The sequence below is a fragment of the Streptomyces echinoruber genome, assembly GCF_014651135.1.
Lineage (GTDB): Bacteria > Actinomycetota > Actinomycetes > Streptomycetales > Streptomycetaceae > Streptomyces > Streptomyces echinoruber.
In genome coordinates, this window is record NZ_BMWH01000040.1 from 1 (window position 1) to 14501 (window position 14501).

The window sequence follows — 14501 nt, forward strand, 5'->3', positions numbered from 1 at the left end:
GGGCCGCGTGGTCAAAGCCACGCGGCCCGCCCGTCGCCGTTTGATCTACCCGCCGGTAGCATCCAGGTCATGGCAGAAACCAAGCAGGTTGACGAGACCGCCGCCGACGCCGGGCAGACCGCCAGGGCCGAGCGCACGGCGGCCCGCCTCGCCAAGCGGATCAGCGCCTTCGCCCGGGCGCACGGCGGCGCCGAGGGCCAGGTGTCCTACCTCGGCCGGCGCGGCGCGCGCATCGTGCTCGTCGGTGAGGACGGCGGTTGGGGCGACGTGGTGGCGCCCTCGTACAGCGTCGCCGAGCGGGCGGTCGCGAAGGCGGGCATCACCGTGCACGAGAGCTTCGACGGCGAGTTCGCGGCGAAGGTGAAGACCGGCCCGTACGAGTGGAAGCGCATGGCCGGCATCCAGCTGGGCGGGGCCGGCGACCGCTGACGGCGCCCTTCGTGCCGTCCGTGCCGTCCGTGCCGTTCTTCGGCCGCCGTCCGTCGGATCGTCGTACGGGATGCGCCGCGGCGACACCCCGGCGTCCGGGCCGCCCGTCAGGACCGTGAGGGGCCGGCCGAGGCCGCGGGAGGGCACGGGCCTGCCGCACGGGCCTGCCCGGCGGCCTCACCGCGCCGGCCGAGCCGCCGGAGCCCGGAACCCGCAGAGGTGCGCGGCGCCGCCGGGAGGTGACCGGCGGCGCGCACGGTCCGGCCGGAGCCGCACGTGGGCGCGGCCTGTTTCTTCTCTTCCGAAAAGCCCGGGGGCCGGGCACCCGTGCCGTCGAGGGCCGCGTGGTTCCGCGTGGTCCCTCGCGGGCGCGCGGCGGGGCGCGCCCCGGTGTCAGCCGGTAGCCGACTCGAGTCGCTCCGCGGCAGCCGGGGCGGGAACGGCCGGGGCGCCGTCGGGGCGCTCGCGCAGGGACAACAGGACCCGGAGCACCCAGATCCACGTCACGGCGGCGCCGAGCATGTGGAGGCCGACCAGGGTCTCGGGCAGGTGCGTGAAGTACTGGACGTAGCCCAGGACGCCCTGGGCCAGCAGCACCAGGAACAGCTCCCGGGTCCGGTCCAGCGGTCCCTTCGGCGCGTCCACCGCCCTCAGCACGAACCACAGCGCGAACGTCAGCGTCACCACGATCCACGCGAGCACGGCGTGCAGCTTGCTGACCGTCTCCCAGTCCACCGGCATGCGCTCCACCTCGCGGGAGTCGCCCGCGTGCGGGCCCGCGCCGGTGACGACGGTGCCCACCACCTGCAGCAGACCACCGGCCGCGACCAGGCACCACACCAGCTGCTGGACCGCCTTGCCGACCAGCGGCCGGGGCGCCCCGGCGCCCTCGCGGGTGCGCTGCCACATCACCGTGGCGACGGCGATGAGGGCGGAGGAGAGCAGGAAGTGCGCGGCGACCGTGTAGGGGTTGAGGCCGACCAGGACGACGATGCCGCCGATGATCGCGTTGCCCATCACGATCCAGAACTGCGCCCAGCCGAGCCGGGTGAGGTCGCGCCGCCACGGCTTGCGCGCCCGCGCCGCGACGATCGCCCAGCCCACGGCGGCGCACAGCACGTACGTCAGCAGGCGGTTGCCGAACTCGATGACGCCGTGGACGCCCATCGCGCGGGTGGTGGTGAGGGAGTCGCCGGTGCAGGTGGGCCAGGTCGGGCAGCCCAGGCCCGAACCGGTGAGCCGTACGGCGCCGCCGGTGACCACGATGATCACCGACATGACGAGCGCGGAGAGGGCCGCCCGCTGAACCGTCCGGGGGGCCGGGGTCCAGCGCGCGGCGACGAGGGCGAGCGGGTTGCGCAACGCGGAGACGACGTCGGCGCGGGTCAGCTTTGGCACGCCCCCATGGTAGGCAGGGGGCTTGTGCACGCGTTCACGAGGGTCCGCCCAGCGGCCTGGGGGCCGCTCCCGGCTCACTCCCAGCGGAAGAACCGGCCCGCGGCCGCCAGGCCCACGACCGCCCACACCGCCAGGATCCCCAGGTCGCCCCACGGCACCCCGGCCCCGTGCCGCAGCACGTCCCGCAGGCCGTCCGACAGCGCGGAGAGGGGCAGCAGCCCCAGCACGGTCTGCGCGGCGCCGGGGAACTTCTCCAGCGGCACGATCACCCCGCCGCCCACGAGCAGCAGCAGGAAGACCAGGTTGGCGGCGGCCAGCGTCGCCTCCGCCTTGAGCGTGCCGGCCATGAGCAGGCCGAGCCCGGAGAAGGCGGCCGTGCCCAGGAGCAGCAGGAGCAGCACGGCGAGCGGGTTGCCGTGCGGCGACCAGCCCAGCGCGAGGGCGACGACGGTGAGCAGGATCACCTGGAGCACCTCGGTGACCAGCACGGACGCCGTCTTGGCGGTCATCAGGCCCCAGCGGGGCAGCGGCGAGGACGCCAGCCGCTTGAGCACGCCGTAGCGACGCTCGAAGCCGGTGGCGATGGCCTGCCCGGTGAACGCCGTCGACATCACCGCGAGGGCGAGGACGCCGGGGGCGAGGAAGTCGACGGCCCGGCCGGCACCGGTGTCGACGATGTCGACCGAGCTGAACAGCACCAGCAGCAGCGTGGGGATGACCACCGTCAGCAGCAGCTGCTCGCCGTTGCGCAGCAGCATCTTCGTCTCCAGCACCGCCTGCGCCGCGATCATGCGGGGGAGCGGGGCCGCACCGGGGCGGGGGGTGTACAGGCCGGTGGCGGTCACGAACGCAGCTCCTTACCCGTCAACTCCAAGAAGACGTCTTCGAGGGTGTGCCGCTCGACGGAGATCCTGTCCGGCATCACGCCGTGCTGGGCGCACCAGGACGTCACGGTGGCGAGCAGCTGGGGGTCGACCTTGGCGGCGACGACGCGGTAGGCGCCCGGGGTGAGCTCGGCGGCCGTGCAGTCGGCGGGCAGAGCCTTGAGCAGGGAGCCCACGTCGAGGCCGGGGCGCCCGGTGAAGCGCAGCGTGTTCTCGGCGCCGCCGCGGCACAGCTCCTCGGGGGAGCCCTGGGCGATGACGCGGCCCTCGTCGATGACGGCGACGTCGTCGGCGAGTTCCTCGGCCTCGTCCATGTAGTGGGTGGTGAGGATCACGGAGACGCCGTCCGCGCGCAGGTCCCGCACGAGGTCCCAGGTGGCGCGGCGGGCCTGCGGGTCGAGGCCGGCGGTCGGCTCGTCGAGGAAGACCAGTTCGGGCCGGCCGACGACGGCCATGGCGAGCGCGAGCCGCTGCTGCTGGCCGCCGGACAGGCGCCGGTAGGGGGTGCGGCCGCAGCTGCCCAGGCCGAGGCGTTCGATCAGCGCGTCGACGTCGAGCGGGTGCGCGTGGAGTCCGGCCACGTGGCGCAGCATCTCCTCGGCGCGGGCGCCGGAGTAGACGCCGCCGGACTGGAGCATGACGCCGATGCGGGGCCGCAGTTCGGCGGACTGGCGGACCGGGTCGAGGCCGAGCACGCGCACCGTGCCGGAGTCGGGGGTGCGGTATCCCTCGCAGGTCTCGACCGTGGTGGTCTTGCCCGCGCCGTTGGGGCCGAGGACGGCGGTCACGCCCGGGCGGGCCACCAGGTCGAGGCCGTTCACCGCGGTCTTCGCGCCGTACCGCTTCACCAGGGCCTGGACCTGGACCACGGGCTCACTTCGCATGACTCCCGAGTCTAGGTGCGCGCCCGTGCGGTCAGGCGGGCGGGTGCGGGAACTCCTCCTCGCGGGGCCGGTGCACCGCGAGCCACCGCTCGGCGTAGGCCACCGCGTCCGCGACGGGGAACAGCCGCGCCTCGGCCGCGCCCACCGTGCCGCGTACGACGGGACGGTCCCGTTCGAAGTCGTGGCCCAGTTCGTCGAACCGGTCGGCGGTGATGGACACCTCGGTCACCACCTCCCAGCCGTCGGGTCCGGGGCGGCCCACCCGGACCAGCGGGGCGGGTATGCGGTACTCGGCGAGGTGGAAGCTCGTGCAGGAGGCGTAGCCGACGCCGAGCAGCAGCACGCGGGCGCCGAGCCGCTCCAGTCGGGCCAGCGGACTGCGCTCGCCGAGGCGGCAGTTGTGGGCGTGCCCGTCGGTGATCTCCGCGGCGCGCGGGCCGAGGGCGGCGAAAGAGGGTGGGGGTCCCCCCTGCTCGAGCGAAGCCGAGAGCTTGGGGGAGGGTGGGCGCTGCGCAGGGCGCCGGGCCAGGTGCGGACGGTCTCGGGGATCACGCCGACGCCGTGGCTGGGGGTGATGCGCGGGTCGTAGGCGGGCATGGCGGCCCGGATCGCCGGCCACCACTCCTCGGGCACCGGCGGGTTGTTCCACAGCGCCGGGTCGGACAGGTCGCCGGTCTGGGTGGGGACGACGAGGGTGCCGCCGGGGCCGAGGGCGTCGAGCAGGCCCTGGACGACGGCGACGGCGCCGCCGCAGACCCAGCCGAGGGAGCTGAGCGAGGAGTGGACGAGGAGGGTCTCGCCGGACTCGACGCCGAGGGCGCCCAGCTCGGCGGCGAGCGAGTCGCGGGTGACGAGCGGGCCGGTCGGGAGGGGAGCGGGCGGTGCGGGCATGGGCGGAGTGTCGCGGAGCCGGGCGGGGACGCGCCACCGGATGGAGGCCGGGGACGCGCCACCGGATTGGGCGGCCGGAACCGGCCGGAGATCGTTCCCGCAGGTCGCCTTAGGCATGCCTAAGTGACGCAGGGCACCGGTGGGCCGTCCGGACGGCGCTTGTCTTGCTCTCGGGAATTACGCAACAATGGCGTTGTGAAAAACGTCGGCGAGGCTCGGGAGACCCCCGCGGGGGCCCCGCAGGAGGAACTCGCGACCGGGGAGCGCTCCACGCGCAACCGGGTCGCGCGGTCCATCCTGGACCACGGCCCCTCAACCGTCGCCGAACTCGCCGGCCGGCTGGGCCTGACCCAGGCGGCCGTGCGGCGCCACCTGGATGCCCTGGTCGCCGACGGCGTGGTGGAGGCCCGCGAGCGCCGTGTCTATGGCGCGCGTACGCGCGGGCGCCCCGCCAAGGTCTTCGCCCTGACGGACTGCGGACGCGACGCCTTCTACCAGTCGTACGACCAGCTCGCCGTGGACGCGCTGCGCTGGATCGCGCAGCGGGAGGGCGGCAGCGAGGCCGTCGCCGCCTTCGCGCGCGCCCGCATCGCCGCGCAGGCCCGGACGTACCGCAAGGCGGTCGAGGCCGCCGCCCCCGAAGAGCGGACCGAAGCGCTGGCCAAGGCCCTGAGCGCGGACGGGTACGCTGCCACCGCGCGCAGCGCGCCGGTCGGCGAGCAGTTGTGCCAGCACCACTGCCCGGTCGCCCATGTCGCCGAGCAGTTCCCGCAGCTGTGCGAGGCGGAGACGGAATTTTTCGCCGAGCTGCTCGGTACGCATGTGCAGCGCCTGGCCACCATCGCCCACGGCGACGGTGTCTGCACCACCTTCATCCCGAAGGCGGCCGGGCTCGGGATTTCCAAGAACACGACTTCCCAGAACACTCAGAACGCATCTGCAAGCACGGCCGGGAGGAACCCCGCATGACGCTCCCCACGGAGACTGCCCACCCCGAACTCGAGGGCCTGGGCAAGTACGAGTACGGCTGGGCCGACCGGGATGTGGCCGGTGCGTCGGCGCGGCGCGGCCTGGACGAGGACGTCGTCCGGGACATCTCCGCGAAGAAGAACGAGCCGGAGTGGATGACCAAGCTGCGCCTGAAGGGCCTGCGGCTGTTCGAGAAGAAGCCGCTGCCCAACTGGGGCTCGGACCTCTCGGGCATCGACTTCGACAACATCAAGTACTTCGTGCGCTCCACGGAGAAGCAGGCGGAGTCCTGGGAGGACCTGCCCGAGGACATCAGGAACACCTACGACAAGCTCGGCATCCCGGAGGCGGAGAAGAAGCGCCTGGTCGCCGGTGTCGCCGCGCAGTACGAGTCGGAGGTCGTCTACCACCAGATCCGCGAGGACCTGGAGCAGCAGGGCGTCATCTTCCTGGACACCGACACGGCGCTGAAGGAGCACCCGGACCTCTTCAAGGAGTACTTCGGCACCGTCATCCCCGCCGGTGACAACAAGTTCGCCGCGCTGAACACCGCGGTGTGGTCCGGCGGCTCCTTCATCTACGTCCCGCCGGGCGTGCACGTGGAGATTCCGCTCCAGGCCTACTTCCGCATCAACACGGAGAACATGGGCCAGTTCGAGCGGACCCTGATCATCGTCGACGAGGGCGCCTACGTGCACTACGTCGAGGGCTGCACCGCGCCGATCTACAAGTCGGACTCGCTGCACTCCGCGGTCGTCGAGATCATCGTCAAGAAGAACGCCCGCTGCCGCTACACGACCATCCAGAACTGGTCGAACAACGTCTACAACCTGGTCACCAAGCGCGCCGTCGCCTACGAGGGCGCCACCATGGAGTGGATCGACGGCAACATCGGCTCCAAGGTGACGATGAAGTACCCGGCCGTCTACCTGATGGGCGAGCACGCCAAGGGCGAGACCCTGTCCATCGCCTTCGCCGGCGAGGGCCAGCACCAGGACGCGGGCGCCAAGATGGTCCACATGGCGCCGAACACGTCGTCCAACATCGTCTCCAAGTCGGTGGCGCGCGGCGGCGGCCGGACCTCCTACCGCGGTCTGATCGAGATCGGCGAGGGCGCCCACGGCTCGAAGTCCAACGTGCTGTGCGACGCGCTGCTGGTCGACACCGTCTCCCGGTCGGACACCTACCCGTACGTCGACGTCCGCGAGGACGACGTGTCCATGGGCCACGAGGCGACCGTCTCCAAGGTCTCCGAGGACCAGCTCTTCTACCTGATGAGCCGGGGCCTGGCGGAGGACGAGGCGATGGCGATGATCGTGCGCGGCTTCGTCGAGCCGATCGCCAAGGAGCTGCCCATGGAGTACGCCCTCGAGCTCAACCGGCTGATCGAGCTGCAGATGGAGGGCGCGGTCGGCTGACCCGCCGCCGCAGCAGCAACGGCCCGCCACCCCGGCGGGCCGACGATCGCACCATGCGACGATCGCATACGTCAGAAAGCGAGCATCACGACAGCCATGGCTGAGAACATCCCCGTGGGGTCGACGACCTCCGGCGCGATCGCGGTGGCGGCGGAGGCCAAGTCCACCGTCGCCACGCGCATGAGCGCGCCGCCCTCCTTCGACGTGGCGGACTTCCCCGTTCCGCACGGCCGGGAGGAGGAGTGGCGGTTCACCCCGCTGGAGCGCCTGCGCGGCCTGCACGACGGCACCGCGGTCGCCACCGGTGAGGGCGTCAAGGTCACCGTCGAGGCCCCCGAGGGCGCCGTCGTCGAGACCGTCGGCCGCGACGACGCGCGGCTCGGCCGGGCCGGCACCCCGGTGGACCGGGTCGCCGCCCAGGCGTACTCGTCCTTCGAGAAGGCCTCGGTCGTCACCGTCCCGAAGGAGACGGTGCTGAGCGAGCCGATCCGCATCGCCGTGCACGGCCAGGGCGGGGTCGCCTTCGGCCACCAGGTGATCGAGCTGGGCGACTTCGCCGAGGCCGTCGTCGTCATCGACCACACCGGTGACGCGGTGCTCGCCGCCAACGTCGACTACATTCTGGGCGACGGCGCCAAGCTGACCGTCGTCTCCGTGCAGGACTGGGACGACCAGGCCGTCCACGCCGCCCAGCACAACGCGCTCGTCGGCCGCGACGCCTCCTTCAAGTCCGTCGTCGTCACCTTCGGCGGCGACCTGGTCCGCCTCCACCCGCGCGTGACCTACACCGGCCCCGGCGGCGAGGCCGAACTGATCGGCCTGTACTTCACCGACGCCGGCCAGCACCAGGAGCACCGCCTCTTCGTCGACCACAACGTCCCGCACTGCAAGTCCAACGTCGTCTACAAGGGCGCCCTGCAGGGCGACGAGGCGCACGCGGTGTGGATCGGCGACGTGCTCATCGAGGCCAGGGCCGAGGGCACCGACACCTACGAGATGAACCGCAACCTGGTGCTCACCGACGGCGCCCGCGTCGACTCGGTCCCCAACCTGGAGATCGAGACCGGCGAGATCGTCGGCGCCGGGCACGCCTCCGCCACCGGCCGCTTCGACGACGAGCAGCTCTTCTACCTGATGGCCCGCGGCATCCCGGAGCACGAGGCGCGCCGCCTGGTCGTGCGCGGCTTCTTCGCCGAGCTGGTCCAGCAGATCGGCGTCGAGGACATCGAGGAGCGCCTGATCGCCAAGATCGAGCAGGAGCTGGAGGCGTCGGTCGCATGACCTACGTACGCGCCTGTCGGCTGAGCGAGCTGGAGGAGGACACCCCGAAGCGGGTGGAGCTCGACGGCACGCCCGTCTCGATCGTGCAGACCGAGGGCGAGGTGTTCGCGATCCACGACATCTGCTCGCACGCGAACGTCTCGCTGTCGGAGGGCGAGGTCGACGACTGCCACATCGAGTGCTGGCTGCACGGCTCGCGCTTCGACCTCCGTTCCGGGAAGCCCGACGCCCTTCCGGCGACGCGCCCCGTCCCCGTGTACCCCGTAAAGATCGAAGGGGACGACGTGCTCGTCTCCCTCACCCAGGAGTCCTGAGGCACCCATGGCAACGCTTGAAATCCGAGACCTGCACGTCACCGTCGAGGCCGACAACGCCACGAAGGAGATCCTCAAGGGCGTCGACCTCACCGTGAAGCAGGGCGAGACGCACGCCATCATGGGCCCCAACGGCTCGGGCAAGTCGACCCTCGCCTACTCCCTCGCGGGCCACCCGAAGTACACGGTCACCGGGGGCACCGTCACCCTGGACGGCGAGGACGTCCTGGCGATGTCCGTCGACGAGCGCGCCCGCGCGGGCCTGTTCCTGGCGATGCAGTACCCGGTCGAGGTCCCCGGCGTCTCCGTCTCCAACTTCCTGCGCACCGCCGCCACCGCCGTGCGCGGCGAGGCCCCCAAACTGCGCACCTGGGTCAAGGAGGTCCGCGAGGCCATGGAGCGCCTCCACATGGACCCCTCCTTCGCCGAGCGCAACGTCAACGAGGGCTTCTCCGGCGGTGAGAAGAAGCGGCACGAGATCCTCCAGCTCGAGCTGCTCAAGCCGAGGATCGCGATCCTCGACGAGACCGACTCCGGCCTCGACGTCGACGCGCTGCGGGTCGTGTCCGAGGGCGTCAACCGGGTCCGCGAGACCGGTGAGGTCGGCACCCTGCTGATCACCCACTACACCCGCATCCTCCGTTACATCAAGCCCGACCACGTCCACGTCTTCGCCGGCGGCCGCATCGTCGAGTCCGGCGGCCCGGAACTCGCGGACAAGCTGGAGAACGAGGGCTACGAGGCATATGTGAAGGGTGGCGCATCCGCGTGACACAGCTGCCGGGCCTCCTCGACACCGAGGCGATCCGCAAGGACTTCCCGATCCTGGACCGCCTGGTCCACGACGGGAAGCGACTCGTCTACCTCGACAACGCGGCGACCTCGCAGACTCCGCGCCAGGTGATCGACGTCCTGGACGAGTACTACGAGCAGCACAACGCCAATGTCCACCGCGGTGTGCACGTGCTCGCCGAGGAGGCCACGGCGCTGTACGAGGGCGCACGCGACAAGGTCGCCGCGTTCATCAACGCGCCCAGCCGCGACGAGGTGATCTTCACCAAGAACGCCTCCGAGTCGCTCAACCTCGTGGCCAACATGCTCGGCTGGGCCGACGAGCCCTACCGGGTGGACGCCGAGACCGAGATCGTCATCACGGAGATGGAGCACCACTCCAACATCGTGCCGTGGCAGCTGCTCGCGCAGCGCACGGGCGCGAAGCTGAAGTGGTTCGGCCTCACCGACGACGGCCGCCTCGACCTGTCCACTATCGACGAGGTCATCACCGAGAAGACGAAGATCGTCTCCTTCGTGCTGGTCTCCAACATCCTCGGCACGGTCAACCCGGTCGAGGCGATCGTCCGCCGCGCCCAGGAGGTCGGCGCCCTCGTCTGCGTCGACGCCTCCCAGGCCGCGCCGCACATGCCGCTGGACGTGCAGGCCCTGCAGGCCGACTTCGTGGCCTTCACCGGCCACAAGATGTGCGGCCCGACCGGCATCGGCGTGCTGTGGGGCCGCCAGGAACTGCTGGAGGACCTGCCCCCGTTCCTCGGCGGCGGCGAGATGATCGAGACGGTGTCGATGCACTCCTCGACGTACGCCCCCGCCCCGCACAAGTTCGAGGCGGGCACCCCGCCGATCGCCCAGGCGGTCGGCCTCGGCGCGGCGATCGACTACCTCAGCGCGATCGGCATGGACCGCGTCCAGGCCCACGAGCACGCGCTCACCGAGTACGCGGTCAAGAGGCTCAGCGAGGTACCCGACCTGCGGATCATCGGCCCCGCCACGGCCGAGGACCGGGGTGCGGCGATCTCCTTCACCCTCGGCGACATCCACCCGCACGACGTGGGCCAGGTCCTCGACGAGCAGGGCATCGCGGTCCGCGTCGGCCACCACTGCGCCCGACCCGTCTGCCTGCGGTACGGAATTCCTGCGACCACGCGAGCGTCGTTCTATCTGTATTCCACGCCGGCCGATATCGACGCCCTGGTGGACGGCCTGGAGCACGTACGGAACTTCTTCGGCTGATGGGACGAGCGACCGCATGAAGCTGGACTCCATGTACCAGGAAGTCATCCTGGACCACTACAAGAACCCGCACGGGCGGGGCTTGCGGGACGGCGACGCCGAGGTCCACCACGTGAACCCCACGTGCGGCGACGAGATCACGCTGCGCGTGAAGTACGACGGCACGACCATCAGGGACGTCTCCTACGAGGGCCAGGGCTGCTCCATCAGCCAGGCCAGCGCCTCCGTCCTCAACGAGCTGCTGGTCGGCAAGGACCTCGCCGAGGCGCAGAAGATCCAGGAGACCTTCCTGGAGCTGATGCAGTCCAAGGGACAGGTCGAGCCCGACGACGCGATGGAGGACATCCTGCAGGACGCGGTCGCGTTCGCCGGGGTGTCCAAGTACCCGGCCCGGGTGAAGTGCGCCCTGCTGAGCTGGATGGCCTGGAAGGACGCGACGGCCCAGGCGCTGGGCGGAGCCGACGCCGAAAGGAAGACGGCATGACCGAAACGACTGAGACGAAGCCGGTCTCGGAGGACGAACTCCGCGAGGCCCTGATGGACGTGGTCGACCCCGAGCTGGGCATCGACGTCGTCAACCTCGGCCTGATCTACGGCATCCACATCGACGAGGAGGCGAACATCGCCACCGTCGACATGACCCTCACGTCGGCGGCCTGCCCCCTCACCGACGTCATCGAGGACCAGGCCCGCGCCGCCACCGACGGCCTCGTCAAGGAGCTGCGCATCAACTGGGTCTGGATGCCGCCGTGGGGCCCCGACAAGATCACCGACGAGGGGCGCGAGCAGCTGCGGGCGCTCGGGTTCAACGTCTGAGTTCAACGTCGGAGTTCAACGTCTGAGGGTCCGCGGGACGACCGCGTACGACCGAGGGGCGGCCCCGGCCGACTGCCGGGGCCGCTTCCCCTTTCTGCGCCCGCCACCGGCCCGCCCTCCGGCTGGAAGACCGTGCCCGCCCGGCCCGCCCGGCCCGCCCGGCCCGCCCGGCCCGCCCGGCCCGACCGGCCCGTTGGGCACGATGCGTACGCTCGTACGCATGGGATACCTGCTGCTGACCGGGGCCATCGCCGCCGAGGTGACCGCGACGACCGCGATGAAGTACAGCGACGGGTTCAGCAGGCCGGTGCCGGCGCTGGTGACCGCCCTCGGATACCTGGTGTCCTTCGCGCTGCTCGCGCAGACCCTGAAGACGGTGCCGGTCGGTACGGCGTACGCCATCTGGTCCGGCGTCGGCACCGCCGCGATCGCCACCATCGGCATCCTGTTCCTGGGTGAGGGCATGACCACCCTGAAGGCCCTCGGCATCGCGCTGATCATCCTCGGGGTGGTGGTGCTGAACCTCGGCGGCGCACACTGACGCACCCACCGCTGCCGGCGCCGGATCCGGCGCGGGGACCCCGCCGCGCCGCCCGCGGACTCGGAGCCGCCCGCGGACCGGTCGTCGCCGCGGCCGCGCCCGGTACCTGAGACGCCCCGGGACCGGTTCGCCCGCGCGGGCCCGGCCACGTTAGGTTTCCCTCATGAGCGACACGACTGCACCCCGCACCACCGGCGCCGTGGCCGCCGGTCTCGCCACGATCGCCGCCGACGGCACCGTTCTCGACACCTGGTTCCCCGCGCCCGCGCTCAGCGACGAGCCCGGCCCCGCCGGCACCGAGCGGCTGTCCGCCGAACGTGCCGTGGAGTTGCTGGGTGAGGACGCCGCCGGGGCGCTGCGCCGGGACGAGGTGCGCGACGTGGAGGTCGTCGCCGTCCGCACGGTCATCGGCTCGCTGGACGACAAGCCGCTCGACACGCACGACGCCTACCTGCGCCTGCACCTGCTCTCGCACCGCCTGGTGAAGCCGAACGAGCAGAACCTGGACGGCATCTTCGGCCTGCTCGCCAACGTCGCCTGGACCTCCCTGGGCCCGGTCGCCGTCGACACCCTGGAGGCGGTACGGCTGCGCGCCCGCGCCCGCGGGCTGCACCTGTCCGTCTTCGGCGTGGACAAGTTCCCGCGCATGACCGACTACGTCGCCCCGGCGGGCGTGCGCATCGCCGACGCCGACCGGGTGCGCCTGGGCGCCCACCTCGCCGCGGGCACCACCGTGATGCACGAGGGCTTCGTCAACTTCAACGCCGGCACGCTCGGCACGTCCATGGTCGAGGGCCGCATCTCCCAGGGCGTCGTCGTCGGCGACGGCTCCGACATCGGCGGCGGCGCCTCCACCATGGGCACGCTGTCCGGCGGCGGCAAGGAGCGCGTCTCCATCGGCAGGCGCTCCCTGGTCGGCGCGGAGGCCGGCATCGGCATCGCCCTCGGCGACGACTGCGTGGTCGAGGCCGGCCTCTACCTCACCGCCGGCACCCGCGTCACCATGCCCGACGGCCAGGTCGTCAAGGCCCGCGAACTCTCCGGCGCCTCCCACATCCTCTTCCGCCGCAACTCGGTCACCGGCACGGTCGAGGCCCGCCCGAACAACGCGGAGTGGGGCGGCCTGAACGACATCCTGCACAGCCACAACTGACCGCCGGCAGCCGCGACGTGCGGCCGCCTCCTCGACGGCATGACAACGGGCTTACTCGCGTCACTCCAAGTGACGTGGGCAAGCCCGTTGTTCCGCTCAGAAGTCCTGGCCTGTGCTCTTCGCCGCGAGTGCCACGAGTGCCGCCCACTCGTTCCGGCGGATCCGTAGTACCGGTCCGTCGCCGGCTGCCTTGGAGTCCCGGACGTACACGGTGTCCCGGCCGGCGGCCACCTCCAGGCAGTCGCCGCCGTCCGACCCGCTGTAGCTGCTCTTGAACCAGTGCAGTCCGTCCCCGTTCCCGGTCGCCTGCTCCATGCTCACGCCCCTCCCACATGACAACGGGCTTACGCGCGTCACCTCAAGCGACGTGCGCAAGCCCGTTGTTCCGCTCAGAAGTCCTGGCCTCTTCAGAAGTCCTGGTCTGTGCTCTTCGCCGCGAGTGCCACGAGCGCTGTCCACCCGTCCCGGCGGATCCGTAGTACCGGTCCGTCGCCGGCTGCCTTGGAGTCCCGGACGTACACGGTGTCTCGGCCGACGGCCACCTCCAGGCAGTCGCCGCCGTCCGAACCGCTGTAGCTGCTCTTGAACCAGTGCAGTCCGTCCCCGTTCCCGGTCACCTGCTCCACGTTCATGCCCCTCCCACCAGCCGTTCGATGAGCCGCGCGGACTCCTCGACGTTCAGTGCCTGCGATCGCAGCTTGCCATAGCGCAGGGCGAACGCGCTGACATCGGCGGGATCCTGGACGACGCACCCGACGCCTTGGGACTCGAAGTATCCGAGGAGCCGATGCTCCTTCGACTCCACCACCACGAACGGACCGTTCTTGCCGGGGTGAAATCCACGCCCGGCAGGCATGATCTGAACTTCGACGTTCCGCAACGCGCTGACTTCAAGCAGCCGTTGCCACTGCTCGCGCATCACCTCCGGGCCGCCCATCGGATCGCGCAGCGCCTCCTCCCCGATGATGAACGACAGCTCCGCCATCGGCACCCGCGTCAGCAGCTTCTGCCGGTTCAGCCGGGCCTCCGTGTGCTGGTCGGCGATCTCCTCGCTCAGCGGTGGGCAGTGCCCGGCGAACACGGCCCGTGCGTACGCCTCGGTCTGCAACAGGCCCGGCACCAGCAGCGGGTCGTAGGAGAAGCGGCTCACCACCTCGGACTCGATGAGCGCGAAGTTGCGGAAGAAGCGTGGGAGTTTGGCCCGGTCCACCTCGTCCTGGAGGACTTCGAGGACGCCTCGCGCCTCCAGCACCCGGTCCGCCGCCGTCGTGAACGCCGCCTTCGCCGGCCGTCGGCCCTGTTCCACCGAGGCGACCTGTTCCATCGAGTAGCCGATGGCGTCGCCGAGCTGCTGCTGGTTGAGCCCGGCCCGCTTGCGCAGGTGCTGCAGCAGCCTGCCGTAGGCCGTCCAGGCGCCGGGCAGGTCGACCTCCTCCCTGTCCTTCCTGTCTTTCGCCGTACGAGCGATCCGCTTGTCCCGCACCTCACTCATGTCCTC

Annotated in this window: 17 protein-coding genes and 1 pseudogene; 11 read left to right on the forward strand and 7 right to left on the reverse strand. The window is 71.3% G+C overall.

Annotated elements, in window-relative coordinates; genetic code table 11:
* The first annotated feature begins 69 nt into the window (after window positions 1-69).
* Window positions 70-429 (forward strand): hypothetical protein, encoded by a 360-nt coding sequence (locus tag IE225_RS30205; protein ID WP_190060837.1) that lies wholly within the window; start codon window positions 70-72, stop codon window positions 427-429.
* Window positions 430-822: 393 nt separating this feature from the next.
* Here the strand turns inward: IE225_RS30205 and IE225_RS30210 are convergent, their stop codons facing one another.
* From IE225_RS30210 to IE225_RS30225, 4 genes and pseudogenes are all read right to left on the reverse strand, one after another.
* Window positions 823-1818 (reverse strand): COX15/CtaA family protein, encoded by a 996-nt coding sequence (locus IE225_RS30210; RefSeq protein ID WP_190060877.1) that lies wholly within the window; start codon window positions 1816-1818, stop codon window positions 823-825.
* Between the two features lie 83 nt (window positions 1819-1901).
* A complete protein-coding gene (locus tag IE225_RS30215) occupies window positions 1902-2618 on the reverse strand; it encodes an ABC transporter permease (protein WP_190060878.1) in 717 nt (238 codons plus the stop codon).
* Between the two features lie 50 nt (window positions 2619-2668).
* On the reverse strand, window positions 2669-3595 hold the full coding sequence (locus tag IE225_RS30220; protein ID WP_190060838.1) for an ABC transporter ATP-binding protein: 927 nt from the start codon (window positions 3593-3595) through the stop codon (window positions 2669-2671).
* Between the two features lie 31 nt (window positions 3596-3626).
* Window positions 3627-4486 (reverse strand): annotated as a pseudogene (locus IE225_RS30225) (AAC(3) family N-acetyltransferase).
* Window positions 4487-4681: 195 nt separating this feature from the next.
* On the opposite strand from IE225_RS30225, the gene IE225_RS30230 reads away from it, so the two are divergent.
* From IE225_RS30230 to dapD, 10 genes are all read left to right on the forward strand, one after another.
* Window positions 4682-5455 (forward strand): helix-turn-helix transcriptional regulator, encoded by a 774-nt coding sequence (locus tag IE225_RS30230; protein ID WP_190060839.1) that lies wholly within the window; start codon window positions 4682-4684, stop codon window positions 5453-5455.
* Window positions 5452-6873 carry a Fe-S cluster assembly protein SufB gene (gene sufB / locus IE225_RS30235; protein WP_190060840.1) on the forward strand — a complete coding sequence of 474 codons (1422 nt, stop codon included), beginning with the start codon at window positions 5452-5454 and terminating at the stop codon, window positions 6871-6873. Before IE225_RS30230 ends, sufB begins: the two co-directional genes overlap by 4 nt.
* 96 nt (window positions 6874-6969) lie before the next feature.
* Window positions 6970-8154, forward strand: a complete 1185-nt coding sequence (sufD, locus tag IE225_RS30240) for a Fe-S cluster assembly protein SufD (RefSeq protein WP_190060841.1) — start codon at window positions 6970-6972, stop codon at window positions 8152-8154.
* The gene (locus IE225_RS30245; RefSeq protein ID WP_190060842.1) at window positions 8151-8468 is read left to right on the forward strand and encodes a non-heme iron oxygenase ferredoxin subunit; all 318 of its coding nucleotides are present in this window, start codon (window positions 8151-8153) and stop codon (window positions 8466-8468) included. Before sufD ends, IE225_RS30245 begins: the two co-directional genes overlap by 4 nt.
* Before the next feature lie 7 nt (window positions 8469-8475).
* Window positions 8476-9240 (forward strand): Fe-S cluster assembly ATPase SufC, encoded by a 765-nt coding sequence (gene sufC / locus IE225_RS30250; protein WP_190060843.1) that lies wholly within the window; start codon window positions 8476-8478, stop codon window positions 9238-9240.
* The gene (locus IE225_RS30255) at window positions 9237-10493 is read left to right on the forward strand and encodes a cysteine desulfurase (protein WP_190060844.1); all 1257 of its coding nucleotides are present in this window, start codon (window positions 9237-9239) and stop codon (window positions 10491-10493) included. The genes sufC and IE225_RS30255 overlap by 4 nt, the downstream gene beginning before the upstream one ends.
* Window positions 10494-10509: 16 nt before the next feature.
* Window positions 10510-10977: a Fe-S cluster assembly sulfur transfer protein SufU gene (gene sufU, locus IE225_RS30260; RefSeq protein ID WP_190060845.1), complete on the forward strand. Its 468-nt coding sequence runs from the start codon at window positions 10510-10512 to the stop codon at window positions 10975-10977.
* The gene (locus tag IE225_RS30265) at window positions 10974-11309 is read left to right on the forward strand and encodes a metal-sulfur cluster assembly factor (RefSeq protein ID WP_190060846.1); all 336 of its coding nucleotides are present in this window, start codon (window positions 10974-10976) and stop codon (window positions 11307-11309) included. The genes sufU and IE225_RS30265 overlap by 4 nt, the downstream gene beginning before the upstream one ends.
* Window positions 11310-11529: 220 nt before the next feature.
* Window positions 11530-11850 (forward strand): DMT family transporter, encoded by a 321-nt coding sequence (locus IE225_RS30270; RefSeq protein ID WP_190060847.1) that lies wholly within the window; start codon window positions 11530-11532, stop codon window positions 11848-11850.
* Window positions 11851-12013: 163 nt separating this feature from the next.
* On the forward strand, window positions 12014-13003 hold the full coding sequence (dapD, locus tag IE225_RS30275; protein WP_190060848.1) for a 2,3,4,5-tetrahydropyridine-2,6-dicarboxylate N-succinyltransferase: 990 nt from the start codon (window positions 12014-12016) through the stop codon (window positions 13001-13003).
* A 96-nt stretch (window positions 13004-13099) separates the two neighbouring features.
* Here the strand turns inward: dapD and IE225_RS30280 are convergent, their stop codons facing one another.
* The 3 genes from IE225_RS30280 to IE225_RS30290 all read right to left on the reverse strand — a co-directional run bounded on the left by IE225_RS30280 (window position 13100) and on the right by IE225_RS30290 (window position 14495).
* Window positions 13100-13318, reverse strand: coding sequence for a DUF397 domain-containing protein (locus IE225_RS30280; RefSeq protein WP_190060849.1), 219 nt, complete (start codon window positions 13316-13318; stop codon window positions 13100-13102).
* A 92-nt stretch (window positions 13319-13410) separates the two neighbouring features.
* Window positions 13411-13635 carry a DUF397 domain-containing protein gene (locus tag IE225_RS30285; RefSeq protein ID WP_190060850.1) on the reverse strand — a complete coding sequence of 75 codons (225 nt, stop codon included), beginning with the start codon at window positions 13633-13635 and terminating at the stop codon, window positions 13411-13413.
* Window positions 13632-14495, reverse strand: a complete 864-nt coding sequence (locus tag IE225_RS30290; RefSeq protein WP_190060851.1) for a helix-turn-helix domain-containing protein — start codon at window positions 14493-14495, stop codon at window positions 13632-13634. Before IE225_RS30290 ends, IE225_RS30285 begins: the two co-directional genes overlap by 4 nt.
* Window positions 14496-14501: the final 6 nt, after the last annotated feature.

Excerpts from the sequence above, each read along its gene's own strand:
- IE225_RS30205 (WP_190060837.1), top strand. The coding sequence starts at position 70 with ATGGCAGAAACCAAGCAGGTTGACGAGACCGCCGCCGACGCCGGGCAG.
- IE225_RS30215 (WP_190060878.1), bottom strand. The coding sequence starts at position 2,618 with ATGATCGCGGCGCAGGCGGTGCTGGAGACGAAGATGCTGCTGCGCAAC.
- IE225_RS30220 (WP_190060838.1), bottom strand. The coding sequence starts at position 3,595 with ATGCGAAGTGAGCCCGTGGTCCAGGTCCAGGCCCTGGTGAAGCGGTAC.
- sufB (WP_190060840.1), top strand. The coding sequence starts at position 5,452 with ATGACGCTCCCCACGGAGACTGCCCACCCCGAACTCGAGGGCCTGGGC.
- sufD (WP_190060841.1), top strand. The coding sequence starts at position 6,970 with ATGGCTGAGAACATCCCCGTGGGGTCGACGACCTCCGGCGCGATCGCG.
- IE225_RS30245 (WP_190060842.1), top strand. The coding sequence starts at position 8,151 with ATGACCTACGTACGCGCCTGTCGGCTGAGCGAGCTGGAGGAGGACACC.
- sufC (WP_190060843.1), top strand. The coding sequence starts at position 8,476 with ATGGCAACGCTTGAAATCCGAGACCTGCACGTCACCGTCGAGGCCGAC.
- sufU (WP_190060845.1), top strand. The coding sequence starts at position 10,510 with ATGAAGCTGGACTCCATGTACCAGGAAGTCATCCTGGACCACTACAAG.
- IE225_RS30265 (WP_190060846.1), top strand. The coding sequence starts at position 10,974 with ATGACCGAAACGACTGAGACGAAGCCGGTCTCGGAGGACGAACTCCGC.
- IE225_RS30270 (WP_190060847.1), top strand. The coding sequence starts at position 11,530 with ATGGGATACCTGCTGCTGACCGGGGCCATCGCCGCCGAGGTGACCGCG.
- dapD (WP_190060848.1), top strand. The coding sequence starts at position 12,014 with ATGAGCGACACGACTGCACCCCGCACCACCGGCGCCGTGGCCGCCGGT.
- IE225_RS30280 (WP_190060849.1), bottom strand. The coding sequence starts at position 13,318 with ATGGAGCAGGCGACCGGGAACGGGGACGGACTGCACTGGTTCAAGAGC.
- IE225_RS30285 (WP_190060850.1), bottom strand. The coding sequence starts at position 13,635 with ATGAACGTGGAGCAGGTGACCGGGAACGGGGACGGACTGCACTGGTTC.
- IE225_RS30290 (WP_190060851.1), bottom strand. The coding sequence starts at position 14,495 with ATGAGTGAGGTGCGGGACAAGCGGATCGCTCGTACGGCGAAAGACAGG.